Source organism: Streptomyces sp. NPDC024555 (assembly GCF_055559335.1).
Window position 1 is genome coordinate 419,355 of sequence record NZ_JBVHKV010000005.1, and the last position, 12,974, is coordinate 432,328.

The window sequence follows — 12,974 nt, forward strand, 5'->3', positions numbered from 1 at the left end:
ACACCCGCCGCCCGCCCGGCTCTCCGGACGGGCGGCGGGGTGGCTTCGCTCAGGCGATCTCGATCAGGAGATCCCCGGCCTCGACCTGCTGGACCCTGCCGATCGCCAGCCGGCGGACCACGCCGGCGGACTGGGCGGTGATCGACGCCTCCATCTTCATGGCCTCGATCGTGGCGACCGTCTGACCGGCCGACACGGACGCCCCCTCCTCGACCTGGAGGGTCACCACCCCGGCGAACGGCGCCGCCACATGGCCCGGGTTCGCGCGGTCGGCCTTCTCGGCCGCCTTCACCTCGGTGGCCACGGACCTGTCCCGGACCGAGACCGGGCGCATCTGGCCGTTGAGGGTGGCGAGCACGCTGCGGAAACCGCGTTCGTCCGCCTCGGAGACGGCCTCCAGCTCGATGAGCAGGGTGACACCCGGTTCCAGCGTCACGGTGTGCTCGGTCTCCGCCTCGAGCCCGTAGAGGAAGTCCTGCGTGGGCAGCACGGAGGTGTCGCCGTAGGCCTCGCGGTGCGCGGTGAACTCCTTCGTGGGGCCCGGGAAGAGGAGCCGGTTCAGCGTGGCGCGCGGGGTGTTCCGCAGACCCCGGAGGTCCTCGTCCGACAGTTCGGGCGTCGCGGCCTTCTCCGGGCGGCCCTGGAGGGCGCGCGTCCGGAAGGGCTCCGGCCAGCCGCCGGGCGGGTCGCCCAGCTCGCCCCGGAGGAAGCCGATCACCGAGTCCGGGACGTCGAACTTGCCGGGATCGGACTCGAAGTCGGACGCCTCCACGCCCGCGCCCACGAGATGCAGCGCCAGATCACCGACGACCTTGGACGACGGGGTCACCTTCACCAGCCGGCCGAGCATGCGGTCGGCCGCCGCATAGCAGTCCTCGATCAGCTCGAAGCGGTCGCCCAGACCGAGGGCGATGGCCTGCTGGCGGAGGTTGGACAACTGCCCGCCGGGGATCTCGTGGTGGTAGATGCGGCCCGTCGGCGAGGCCAGCCCCGACTCGAAGGGGGCGTACACCTTGCGGGTCGCCTCCCAGTAGGGCTCCAGGTCGCCGACGGCCTGGAGGGAGAGACCGGTCGCCCGTTCGGTGTGGTCGGTCGCCGCCACCAGCGCCGACAGCGGCGGCTGGCTGGTCGTGCCCGCCATCGAGGCGACGGCCGCGTCCACCGCGTCCACCCCCGCGTCCACGGCCGCCATCAGCGTGGCCAGCTGACCGCCGGCCGTGTCATGGGTGTGCAGATGCACCGGCAGGTCGAACCGCTCGCGCAACGCGGTGACCAGCGTGCGCGCGGCCGGCGGACGCAGCAGTCCGGCCATGTCCTTGATCGCCAGGACATGGGCGCCCGCGTCCACGATCTGCTCGGCGAGCCGCAGGTAGTAGTCCAGCGTGTACAGGGACTCGGACGGGTCCGACAGATCGGCGGTGTAGCACAGCGCCACCTCGGCCAGGGCCGTCCCGGTGGCGCGGACCGCGTCGATGGCCGGACGCATCTGCGTGACGTCGTTGAGCGCGTCGAAGATCCGGAAGATGTCCATGCCCGTGGCCGCCGCCTCGGCGACGAACGCCTCGGTGACCTCGGTCGGGTACGGCGTGTAGCCCACCGTGTTCCGGCCGCGCAGCAGCATCTGCGTACAGATGTTGGGCACCGCCTCGCGGAGCTTCGCCAGCCGCTCCCACGGGTCCTCCGCGAGGAAGCGCAGCGCCACGTCGTAGGTGGCACCGCCCCAGCACTCGATGCTCAGCAGCTCCGGGACGGTCCGCGCCACGTGCGGGGCGACGGCCAGCAGATCACGGGTGCGCACCCGGGTGGCGAGCAGCGACTGATGGGCGTCGCGGAACGTGGTGTCGGTGACGGCCACCGCCGACTGCGCCCGCAGTTCGGCCGCGAAGGCCTCCGGGCCCAGGGCCGCCAGCCGCTGCCGAGAGCCGGCCGGCGGGGTCCCCTGCGGCAGCGGGGGCAGCTTGTCCGCCGGGTCGATCACCGAGGGGCGGGGCCCGTAGGGCCGGTTCACGGTCGTCTCGGCGAGATAGCTGAGCATCCGGCTGCCCCGGTCGGCCGACGGGCGGGCGTGGATCAGCTCCGGGTGCTCGTCGATGAAACTCGTCGTGATGTGCCCGGCCTTGAAGTCCGGCTGCTCCAGCACCGCACCCAGGAACGGCAGATTGGTGGCCACACCCCGGATGCGGAACTCGGCGATCGCCCGCCGCGCCCGGCGGGCCGCGTTGGCGAAGTCGTGCCCGTGGCACGTCAGCTTCACCAGCATCGAGTCGAAGTGGGCCGACACCTCGGCTCCCGTGTGCACCGTGCCGCCGTCCAGCCGGACACCGGGCCCGCCCGGCGAACGGTAGGCGGAGATGGTGCCGGTGTCCGGGCGGAAGCCGTTCGCCGGGTCCTCCGTCGTGATGCGGCACTGGAGCGCGGCCCCGTTGAGGGTGATCACGTCCTGGGTGAGCCGCAGGTCCGGGAGGGTCATCCCGGCGGCGATGCGCAACTGGGCGATCACCAGGTCGCGGCCGGTGACCTGCTCGGTCACCGTGTGCTCGACCTGGATCCGGGGGTTCATCTCGATGAAGACGTGATGGCCGCGCTCGTCGACCAGGAACTCGACGGTGCCCGCGTTCACGTATCCGATGTGGCGCGCGAACGCGACCGCGTCGGCACAGATCCGCTCCCGCAGCGCCGGGTCCAGATTGGGCGCGGGCGCGATCTCGACGACCTTCTGGTGGCGGCGCTGCACCGAGCAGTCGCGCTCGTAGAGGTGGACGACGTTGCCCTCGGCGTCGGCGAGGATCTGCACCTCGATGTGGCGGGGGTTGATCACCGCCTGCTCCAGGAAGACCGTCGCGTCACCGAACGCGGACCGGGCCTCCCGCATCGCCGCGTCGATGGACTCGCGCAGCTCGCCCGGCTCCGCGACCCGGCGCATGCCCCGGCCGCCGCCCCCGGCCACGGCCTTGACGAAGACCGGGAAGCCGATGTCCGCCGACGCGGCGACCAGCGCGTCCACGTCCTCCGACGGCTCCGACGACCTCAGCACCGGCACCCCGGCCTCCCGCGCGGCGGCCACCGCACGGGACTTGTTCCCCGTCAGATTCAGCACCGAGGCGGGCGGACCCACGAACGTGATGCCCTCCGCGGCGCAGGCCGCCGCCAGGTCCGGGTTCTCGGAGAGGAAGCCGTAGCCCGGGTAGATCGCGTCGGCGCCCGCCTTCCGGGCCGCCTTGATCACCTCGTCGACCGAGAGGTACGCCCGTACCGGATGTCCGGGCTCCCCGATCCGGTAGGCCTCGTCCGCCTTGGCCCGGTGCAGGGAGTTGCGGTCCTCGTGGGGATAGACGGCCACCGTGGAGATGCCGAGCTCGAACGCCGCGCGGAACGCGCGGATCGCGATCTCCCCGCGGTTGGCGACCAGTACCTTGTCGAACATCCAACTCCCCAGACGTGTCACGGGCGGGTGGCCCCGGAACGGACGGTGTCGCACGGGATGCACGGGCCGGCATCCGGTGGTCGGGTGGCGGTGCTGAAGACGGAGCGCCCCGGGCCTGCTCGGGCCGGAGCGTTCGACACCGTACCGGAGACCTTCCCCGAGATCGCGGGCGCAAAGGATGGCGTGCGTCACGTGCCGCGATCGGCCCACCGGACCGGTGGGCCTACGGCCGCGCCCCGTCCTCCTCGCCGGCGGACGCCTCCGGCCCGGGGGCGTCGAGCATCGCCAGGAACGCGGCGGCGGCGGGGGAGGGGCGGGCGCCGCTCCACACCAGGTGCTCCACCCGGGTCGGTGCGTCGCACACCTCGACGAAGGGCAGATCGGGGTACTCCGTCACGAAACCGGTCGGCAGCATCCCGATCCCCAGCCCCAGCCGGATCAGCTGCACCATGGAGCCGGGCGAGGTGATCTCGAAGGCGACCTCGCGGCGCACTCCGGCCCCGGCGAAGGCGTTGTCCGACTGGATGCGCCCGGCCGTGCCGGAGGGGAAGTCGACGAAGGTCTCGTCCGCGAGCCGTTCCAGCTCCACCTTCTCCCGGCCCGCCAGGGGGTGGTCCGGCGGCAGCACCGCGACCAGCCGGCCGCGCCCCAGCTCCCTGCCGTGCACCCCACGGGGCCGGGGTCCCGGCGGCAGTCCCAGGACGGCGACGTCGAGACCGCCCTGGCGCACGCCCTCGACCAGCTCCTCGCTCGCCCCCGAGCGCAGGGTGATCCCCACCTCGCGGTGGCGGACGTGGAAGCGCTTGAGCGCCCCGGGCAGATCGACGGCCGTCACCGTGGGGATGGTCCCGACGGCCAGCCGGCCCCGGATCACCCCGGCGGCCGCCGCCACTTCCGCGCGGGCGCGGTCGGCCGCCTCCAGGGACTGCCGGGCGGCGGGCAGGAACGCCTCACCGGCGGCGGTCAGCCGGACCCGCCGGCTGGTCCGCTCGAACAGCCGGGCCCCCAGCTCGCGTTCCAGCCGGGCGATCTGATGGCTCAGCGCCGACTGCACGACCAGGCACTGCTCGGCGGCGCGCGTGAAGTTCCTCGTCTCCGCCACGGCCACCACGTACCGCATCTGCTGAAGGTCCATCGATCCATCGTGAACCACGATCGTTCTGATGACAAACATGTGTTGGACTCATCGATGAGGCTCCCGCGAAGCTGAATCCATGACCACGACACCCACCGCCTCCGAAGGCGGCCTCTCCCGCGGGCTGCTCCTCCTCATGTCCGCCGCGACCGGCCTCGCCGTCGCGGGCAACTACTTCGCCCAGCCGCTGCTCGACCTGATCGGCCGTGAACTGGGCCTCGGGGCCACCGCCGCGGCCTTACTGGTGACAGTGGCGCAGATCGGCTACGCGCTGGGCCTGATCCTGCTGGTGCCCCTCGGCGACCTCGTCGAGCGCCGGCGGCTCGCGGTCGCCCTGTACGGGGCCACCGCGCTCTTCCTGCTGGTCTCGGCCACCGCCGCCAACGGCACCGTGCTCCTGATCGGCACCGCGCTGACCGCGCTCACCTCCGTGGGGGCGCAGGTGATCGTCCCCTTCGCCGTCTCCCTGGCGGCCCCGGCGGAACGCGGCCGGGTCGTCGGCACCGTCATGACCGGGCTGCTCCTCGGCCTCCTGCTGGCCCGGACCGCCTCCGGCGCGCTCTCGGAACTGGGCGGCTGGCGCACGGTCTACTGGGCCGGCGCCGGGCTGATGGCGCTGACCGCCGTCCTGCTGCGGACACGGCTGCCCCGGCTGGGCGGCACGGGTGACGGACTGTCGTACCCGGCGCTGCTGCGCTCGACGCTCGCGATGTTCCGGTACGAGCCGCTGCTGCGGTGGCGCGCCGGGATCGGTGCCCTCAGCCTCGCGTCGTTCAGCGTGCTGTGGACGGCCCTGACCTTCCTCCTCGTACGGCCCCCGTACGGCTGGTCGGAATCGGGCATCGGCCTGTTCGGGCTGGTCGGCGCGGCGGGTGCGGTGACCGCGACGGCCGCCGGACGGCTCGCCGACCGCGGACACGTCCAGAAGGTGACGGGCGCCGGCACGGTCCTGCTGGTGCTGTCCTGGGCGGCCGTCGCCGCCGGATCGCACTCCCTGGTCTGGCTGCTCATCGGCGTCGTCGTCCTGGACCTGGCCCATCAGGCGGTGCTCAACAGCACCCAGAACGTGATCTACGCGCTGCGCCCGGAGGCCCGCAACCGCATCAACTCCGCCTTCATGACCTCGTTCTTCGTGGGCGGGGCGGTCGGCTCCGCGCTGACCTCGGTCGTCTGGGCGGGCGCCGGATGGGCCGGGGTCTCCGTCCTGGGAGCCTCCCTCGCCGCCGGCACGGTGGTGCTCTGGGTCCTGGAACGCGTCGCGGTCGCCCGAGCCGCCCGCAGGACGTCCCCGGGGAGCGCCGAACCGGCCGCGGCGGTCCGGCCGACCGTAATCCACAGGTGAAACTGTACAACTCAAACTGTGGGTTCTAGCCTGGAGACGTGAACGACAAGAACCCCCGCCCCTCGCCCTCGGCGGTCCAGGCGTCCCAGCAGGTCCGCGCGGTCATCAGCCGCCTGCGCCGCCGCATCCTGAACGCGGCGGAACCGGAGGACATGACCCTCGGACAGGCCTCCGTACTGGCCCGGCTGACCGGACCGGAGGGCGGCGTCACCGCCAGCGACCTCGCCGCCGCCGAAGGGGTGCGCCACCAGTCCATGACGTCCACCGTCGCGGCCCTGGAGCGGCTCGGCCTCGTGGAACGGCACCGCGACCCGGACGACGGGCGGCGGATGCTCGTCTCCCTCACTCCGGAGGGGCGCCGACGTGTGGCGGAAGGGCGCCAGGCCCGGCAGGAATGGCTGGCCGGCGAACTGCAGAGCCGCTGCACGGAGGAGGAACGGCGCGCGGTCATCACCGCCATGACCGTTCTGGAACGACTGACCCATGACTGAACGGACGACCACCGCACGGACCGGCGCCACGGCCACCGGATTCGACCGCCGGCTGCTGCCGCCGATGATCCTCGGTTCGGTCCTCAACCCGGTCAACTCGACGATCATCGCCGTCACCCTCATACCCATCGGCAACGCGCTGGGCGCCCCGCCCTCGCAGACCGCCTGGCTCGTCTCCGCCCTCTACCTCGCCACCGCGCTCGGACAGCCCGTCGTCGGCCGCCTCATCGACCTCTTCGGACCGCGCCGGCTCTTCCTGATCAGCACCTCGCTCGTCGGCGTCGCGGGCGTCGTCGGCACCCTCGCCCCGAACCTCGGCGTCCTGATCGGCTCCCGGGTCCTCCTCGGGTTCGGCACCTGCGCCGGCTACCCCGCCGCCATGGCCCTGCTGCGCAGCGAGGAGCGCCGCACCGGAATCCGCAGCCCCGCCGGGGTCCTCACCGCCCTCGCCGTCGCCAACCAGACCATCGCCGTCATCGGCCCGCTGCTCGGCGGGCTCCTCATCTCCGTCGGCGGCTGGCGCGCCACCTTCGCGCTGAACGTCCCCCTCGCCGCCCTCGCCGTGGCGCTCGGACTGCTCCGGCTGCCCCGGCACACCGGGCACACCCCGCCCGCAGGGAGCGACGCCCCGGCGGCCGGCCCCGCGCCCCGGACGGGCCTCGCCACCCGGCTCGACCTGCCCGGCATGGCCCTGTTCGCGGGAATGCTCGTCGCGCTGCTGCTCTTCCTGATGAACCTGCGCCCGGAGGACTGGTACCTCCCGGTGATCGCGGCGGCGGCCGGTGCCGGATTCGTCCTGCGCGAACTGCGGGCCCCCGCACCCTTCATCGACCTGCGCGTCCTGGGCGGCAACACACCCCTGCTCGTCACCTACGGACGCGCCCTGGTCACCTACACCGTCTCCTACGCCTTCCTCTACGGCTTCACCCAGTGGACCGAGGAGGGCTACGGGCTCTCCCCGTTCCACGCCGGACTCGTCCAGATCCCGATGTTCCTCGTGGCCATCGGCGTCTCCCTGCTCTCCGGCCGCAGCACCGCCGTCCGCGGCAAACTGCTCGTCGGCGCGCTGGGACAGGTCGCCGCCTGTGTCGTCATGCTGACGCTCGCCGGTGACAGCCCCGTCTGGGCGCTGGTCCTCGTCGCCCTCGTCTTCGGCGTCCCGCAGGGGCTCAACAGCCTCGCCCTGCAGAACTGCGTCTACGCCCAGGCGGACGCCGAGCGCATCGCCTCCTCGGCGGGACTGCTCCGCACCTTCGCCTACATCGGCTCGATGGTGGCCTCCGCGACCGCCGCGCTCTCCTTCGGACCGCACGTCACCACCGGCGGCATGCACCACCTGGCCTGGTTCATGCTCGGCGCGGGCGTCGTCTACCTGCTGCTGACCGTCCTGGACCGCACACTCGGCCGGAATTCGGATGCGAAGGGCGCGGCGGGTGGTGTCTGATCGGTTCATGTCGATCGAGCTGAGCGAGCCGGACGCGAACGGACTGGGCGAGGCCGTCGCCGCACTGCGCGGCTGGCAGTCCGACGCGTCACCGCTGCAACTGCACCCCGGGGACCTCGGCTGGTTCTGGAGAGCGGGGCCGGAGGCGACCGCCACCGCCGTCCGGACCTGGAGCCGCGAGGGCCGGATCCTCGCCGTCGGACTCCTGGACGGACCCGGACTCCTGCGCCTGACGATCGCCCGCGACGCCCAGCAGGACGAGGCACTGGCACGGAGCATGCTGGCCGACGTGACCGACCCGGACCGCGGACTGCTGCCCGCCGGGAGGGCGAGCATCGAGGCCCCGATGACCGCCCGCCTCCAGGACCTGCTGGCCGGGGCGGGGTGGCACGCCGACGAGCCCTGGACCCCGCTCCATCGCGACCTGGCGCAGCCGGTGCCCCATCCCGGTGTGCGCGTCGAGCGCGTCGGCCCCGGACTCGCCGCCGAGAGCACCGCCGTCCACCGGTCCGCGTTCGACGGCTCGACGTTCACCGAGGAGCGCTGGCACACCATGGCCGCCGGACGGCCCTTCGCGGACGCCCGGACGCTCCTCGCGTACGACGACGAGGGCGCGGCCGTCGCCTGTGTGACGGTGTGGTCGGCGGGCCCCGGCCGCCCCGGACTGCTGGAGCCGATGGGCGTCCACCGCGACCACCGGGGACGCGGCCACGGCCGGGCGATCAGCGTCGCTGCCGCCGCCGCGCTGCGCGACATGGGCGCGTCGAGCGCGATGGTCTGCACCCCCGCGTCGAACGCCGCAGCCGTCGCCACGTACCGGGCGGCCGGGTACGAACCGCGCGCCCTGGTCCGCGACATGACCCGGGACGCGTAGACGCACCGCCGCCCCGGACCCGGCCGCCCTGCGCGCCGGACCCGGTCCGGCGCGGTGAAAATCCGTGTCGTCCGAGCCGGTTCCGGCGCAGACTCGTCCCATGTCGGACATGAATCTCTTCCGGAACGCGGTCATCGCCCGGGCGGCCGGGGGCCCGCCGGGCCCCGCCCGCGACCTGGCGGCACGGCTGCCCGTCCGCGCCGTCGTCCTGCTGGAGGGGCCGAGCGACGCGGCGGCGGTCGACGCCCTCGCCGCGCGCCGGGGCCGCGATCTGGAGGCCGAGGGGGTCTGTGTCCTGCCGATGGGCGGCGCGATGAGCGTGGGACGCTTCACCGCCGTCCTCGGACCCCCGGGCCTGGACCTCCGCCTCACCGGCCTCTGCGACGAGGCCGAACTGCCCTACTACACACGGGGGCTGGAGCGGTCCGGAGCCGGACAGGGGGAGTTCTTCGTCTGCTCCGCCGACCTGGAGGACGAACTGATCCGGGCGCTCGGCGTGCCCCGGACCGAGGAGGCCGTACGGGCCGAGGGCGATCTGCGCGCCTTCCGGACGTTCCAGCGCCAGCCCGCCCAGCTGGGCCGCCCGCCGGAGCGCCAGCTGCGCCGCTTCCTCGGCACGAAGAAGGGCCGGAAGATCCAGTACGGCAGGGTCCTCGTCGAAGCGCTGGACGCCGATCGCGTGCCCGCCCCGCTCGACGCGCTGCTCACCGCGCTCTGAGTGGCGGGGGGCGGGCCCGTGCGTCAGCCGTGGTGGGGGAGCGGTCCGGCGGGGCGGAACGGGCCGTCCAGCGCGGCCCACTGGAGCAGCATGATCGTCTTGGCGTCCGCGATCCTGCCGTCCCGGACCATGGCCAGGGCCTCGGCGAACGGAAGCTCGACCGTGGCGATGTCCTCGCCTTCCACAGCGACCCCCGTCGCCCCCTCCGGCGTGTCCGCCGGATCGTAGGGGGCGGCGTAGAAGTGCAGGCGCTCCGTGACGGAGCCGGGGCTCATGTACACATCGAAGACATGCTCGGGCGCGCCGATGACGTGCCCGGTCTCCTCGGCCGCCTCGCGGCGGATCGCCTCCTCGGGACCGTCCCCGTCGAGCAGCCCGGCCGCGGTCTCCAGAAGCATGCCGTCGGGGTGGCCGTTGACGTACGCGGGCAGCCGGAACTGCCGGGTCAGCAGCACCGTTCCGTGCGCCGTGTCGTACAGCAGGATCGTCGCGCCGTCGCCCCGGTCGTAGGTCTCGCGCCGCTCCCGGCTGGTGTGCCCGTCGCTGTGCTCGTAGTCGAACGTGGTCCGGCGCAGGACGTACCAGTCGCAGGACAGCACCTCGACCTGCCGGATCCGTACGCGCGGGTTGCCGGTCAGTCCGAGGCCCTGCCGGTCCAGTCCGGTGCGGCCGCGGCGGTCGGGGGTGTCGATCCCGGCCGTCATCGGGCGTCCGGGACGTCGGCGAGAGCGGTGTGGACGGCCTTGCCGCCGGCGCGGGCCAGGGCCACCATCCGGTCCGCGCCCTCGGAGGGGCCGCCGATGCGCAGCACGGCGTCGCAGCGGGCGAGGAGGCGTTCGGCGACGGGGTGGAAGATCTCGTCGAAGAGCGGATCGCCGGGCCGGGCGCCCCCGGCGCTCTCCAGCAGCGGGAGGGCGAGCGCCTCGCCGGTGACGGGCAGGTGCCCGGCCCGGAACAGCGCGAGGGCCGTGCGGTTCATCGCCCGGACGTTCGCTTCGAGCTTCTCGGGGTCGTCCCCGGTGCCCGACCGGTACGGACCGGCGACCAGGATCATCAGGGGACGGGGTGCGGTGGCCACGGCGGCACACTCCTCGGAACGGGGGGACGGAGAGACAGAGGGAGAAAAGGACGGGGAAGCGGCCGGGAGGGATCGGCTCAGGCGAGGACGGTGTCGACGCCCGCCTCGCGCAGGGCGTCCAGGGTCTGCGGCCCGCCGGGATGGGTGTCGGAGTCGGCCGCCGCCCTGTCGGTGACGAACTGCTCCACGGAGTCGAGCGGGGCGACGCGGCTGAAGGCCCGGACCCCGAGCTTGGTCGCGTCGGCCACGACGACCGTGCGCGCGGACCGGGCGATGCCGGCCCGTTTCACGGCGGCGTCCTCCAGCGAGAACTCCGACCAGCCGTGCTCGGCGTGCACCCCGCCGATCGACATCACGAAGCAGTCGAAGGCCAGTTCCTCCAGCGTGCCGAGCGCGAGCGGGCCGACGAAGGACCGTTCGCCCGGACGGGAGCGCCCGCCCACGACCAGGAGGTCGATGCCCGGCCGGTCGGCGAGGCGCACGGCCGCCTGAAGGCTCAGCACGGCCACGGTCAACGGCCCCCGGGACGCGAGCTGTTCGGCCACATGGACCGTGGTGGTCCCCGCGTCCAGCAGGACCCGCGACCCCGGCTCGACGAGCGAGGCGACGGCTTCCCCCAGGCGGTCCTTCGTGGCCGCCTGCCAGGAGGCGCGCGCGTCGAACCCGGCGTCCTCGGCGCGCGACCGCGTGGCCACCGCCCCGCCGTGCACGCGGCGCACGAGCCCCCGTCCCTCCAGCGCGTCGAGATCGCGGCGCACGGTCATCTCCGACACCCCGAGACGCTGGGCGAGTTCGGCGACGGAGACGCGGGTCGATCCCTGCACCAGGCGCAGGGTCAGGTCAAGGCGGTGGGCGACACTCATGGCCATTTTCTATCACCTGAATGGGAGAACAAACAAGTTCATGTGCGTTCCCGGATGCGGCGAATGATTCGCGGGTCATATGCGTAAACGGAATTCATGTACATGTTCATTGACGTGAACATGGTGCACGCCTAGGGTCCATAGAAAGCGCTTGTGCGGATCCGGGGCAACCCCCACACCCGGGTCCGTTCATGGAGTCGAACAGACACGTGTGCGCACTCGTCGAAACCACACCCCCACCTGGAGTCGAACGATGCAGATCAAACCCGTCCTCGTCGGTCTCGGCCTGCTGGCCGGCTCGCTCGCCGCCGTGCCGGCCGCCACCGCCCAGGCCGCGCCCCCCACCGCCGCCCGCGCCTCGGCCGTCCCCGCCGCGCTCGCGGCCGGTGCCCTGTACGTGGCGCCCGACGGCACCGACTCCGCGGCCGGCACCGAATCGGATCCGACGACGCTGTCCTCGGCGATCGCCCGCGTCTCCTCCGGCGGCACGATCTACCTGCGCGGCGGCACGTACCACTACGCGACGACGGTCACCATTCCGCCGGGCAACGACGGCACCTCGGCGGCCCGCACCACCATGGCCGCCTACCCGGGCGAGAAGCCCGTGCTGAACTTCTCGGCCATGAGCGAGGACCCGGCCAACCGCGGGCTCGCCGTGAACGGCGACTACTGGCACCTCAACGGCATCACCGTCGAACACGCGGGAGACAACGGGATCTTCGTCGGCGGCAGCGACAACGTCATCGAACGCGTCGTGACCCGCTTCAACCACGACTCCGGGCTGCAGATCTCACGGATCGCCTCCACGACGCCCGAGGCCGACTGGCCGTCGGACAACCTCGTCCTCAGCTCGGAATCGCACGACAACGCCGACTCCGACGGCGAGGACGCCGACGGCTTCGCCTCCAAGCTCACCTCCGGCCCCGGGAACGTCTTCCGGTACACCGTGTCGCACAACAACATCGACGACGGCTGGGACCTCTACACCAAGAACGAGACCGGACCCATCGGCCCGGTGACCATCGAGGACTCCCTCTCCTACCACAACGGCACACTCTCGGACGGGACGGTGAACGAGGACGGCGACCGCAACGGCTACAAGCTCGGCGGGGACGGCATCAAGGTCGACCACGTCGTGCGCCGCAGCATCGCCTACGCCAACGGGCACCACGGATTCACGTACAACAGCAACCCCGGCTCGATGACGATCTCGGACAACGTCGGCATCGACAACGAGGAACGCAACTTCTCCTTCGACAAGGGCACCTCCGTGTTCCGCGACAACACCTCCTGCCGCGACGGCAGCGGCTCCAACGACAAGACGGTCGGCGACGCCGACGGCTCCAACCAGTTCTGGACGGGGTCCAACGGCTCGCGCTGCGCCTCGTACGACGGCGCCCTCGGCTGGTCGTTCGCCTCGGACGGCCGGCTCGTCGTCACCTTCGGGGGCAGCGTCGTGACGCCGTAACCCTCCGGAAGGGAGCGGCGGCGCCCCGCGGGGCCGGGCGCCGCCCCCGGGGTGCCCCCCCCACAAACCCGGGGGGCGCCGCCACACTTCCAGAGATCGGAAGAGCACACCACAGAACTCCACACACCAGCACGTAT

Annotated in this window: 11 protein-coding genes; 6 read left to right on the forward strand and 5 right to left on the reverse strand. The window is 72.8% G+C overall.

Annotated features, from left to right (window positions below; all coding sequences use genetic code 11):
• Positions 1 to 49: 49 nt before the first annotated feature.
• Both ACZ4FH_RS11490 and ACZ4FH_RS11495 read right to left on the reverse strand, forming a co-directional pair.
• On the reverse strand, positions 50 to 3,424 hold the full coding sequence (locus ACZ4FH_RS11490) for a pyruvate carboxylase (protein ID WP_467304006.1): 3,375 nt from the start codon (positions 3,422 to 3,424) through the stop codon (positions 50 to 52).
• A 223-nt stretch (positions 3,425 to 3,647) separates the two neighbouring features.
• The gene (locus ACZ4FH_RS11495; protein WP_467304007.1) at positions 3,648 to 4,559 is read right to left on the reverse strand and encodes a LysR family transcriptional regulator; all 912 of its coding nucleotides are present in this window, start codon (positions 4,557 to 4,559) and stop codon (positions 3,648 to 3,650) included.
• Between the two features lie 79 nt (positions 4,560 to 4,638).
• Here ACZ4FH_RS11495 and ACZ4FH_RS11500 point away from each other — a divergent pair, with 79 nt between their 5' ends.
• The 5 genes from ACZ4FH_RS11500 (at position 4,639) to ACZ4FH_RS11520 (ending at position 9,428) form a co-directional block, all read left to right on the forward strand.
• Positions 4,639 to 5,901, forward strand: coding sequence for an MFS transporter (locus ACZ4FH_RS11500; protein ID WP_467304009.1), 1,263 nt, complete (start codon positions 4,639 to 4,641; stop codon positions 5,899 to 5,901).
• 38 nt (positions 5,902 to 5,939) lie between these two features.
• Complete coding sequence (locus tag ACZ4FH_RS11505) at positions 5,940 to 6,392, forward strand: MarR family winged helix-turn-helix transcriptional regulator (protein ID WP_467304010.1); 453 nt, start codon at positions 5,940 to 5,942, stop codon at positions 6,390 to 6,392.
• On the forward strand, positions 6,385 to 7,836 hold the full coding sequence (locus tag ACZ4FH_RS11510; protein ID WP_467304012.1) for an MFS transporter: 1,452 nt from the start codon (positions 6,385 to 6,387) through the stop codon (positions 7,834 to 7,836). The genes ACZ4FH_RS11505 and ACZ4FH_RS11510 overlap by 8 nt, the downstream gene beginning before the upstream one ends.
• Before the next feature lie 7 nt (positions 7,837 to 7,843).
• Complete coding sequence (locus tag ACZ4FH_RS11515) at positions 7,844 to 8,710, forward strand: GNAT family N-acetyltransferase (protein WP_467304013.1); 867 nt, start codon at positions 7,844 to 7,846, stop codon at positions 8,708 to 8,710.
• Positions 8,711 to 8,810: 100 nt separating this feature from the next.
• Positions 8,811 to 9,428, forward strand: a complete 618-nt coding sequence (locus ACZ4FH_RS11520) for a TOPRIM nucleotidyl transferase/hydrolase domain-containing protein (RefSeq protein WP_467304014.1) — start codon at positions 8,811 to 8,813, stop codon at positions 9,426 to 9,428.
• A 23-nt stretch (positions 9,429 to 9,451) separates the two neighbouring features.
• Here the strand turns inward: ACZ4FH_RS11520 and ACZ4FH_RS11525 are convergent, their stop codons facing one another.
• From ACZ4FH_RS11525 to ACZ4FH_RS11535, 3 genes are all read right to left on the reverse strand, one after another.
• Positions 9,452 to 10,132 carry an NUDIX domain-containing protein gene (locus ACZ4FH_RS11525; protein ID WP_467304016.1) on the reverse strand — a complete coding sequence of 227 codons (681 nt, stop codon included), beginning with the start codon at positions 10,130 to 10,132 and terminating at the stop codon, positions 9,452 to 9,454.
• Complete coding sequence (locus ACZ4FH_RS11530; protein ID WP_383636795.1) at positions 10,129 to 10,482, reverse strand: DUF4406 domain-containing protein; 354 nt, start codon at positions 10,480 to 10,482, stop codon at positions 10,129 to 10,131. Before ACZ4FH_RS11530 ends, ACZ4FH_RS11525 begins: the two co-directional genes overlap by 4 nt.
• 101 nt (positions 10,483 to 10,583) lie before the next feature.
• Entirely contained in the window at positions 10,584 to 11,369 is a 786-nt protein-coding gene (locus tag ACZ4FH_RS11535; RefSeq protein WP_467304017.1) for a DeoR/GlpR family DNA-binding transcription regulator, read from the reverse strand.
• Between the two features lie 253 nt (positions 11,370 to 11,622).
• Between ACZ4FH_RS11535 and ACZ4FH_RS11540 the strand changes: the two genes are divergently transcribed.
• Positions 11,623 to 12,837 carry a right-handed parallel beta-helix repeat-containing protein gene (locus tag ACZ4FH_RS11540; protein WP_467304018.1) on the forward strand — a complete coding sequence of 405 codons (1,215 nt, stop codon included), beginning with the start codon at positions 11,623 to 11,625 and terminating at the stop codon, positions 12,835 to 12,837.
• The last annotated feature ends 137 nt before the right edge of the window (positions 12,838 to 12,974 follow it).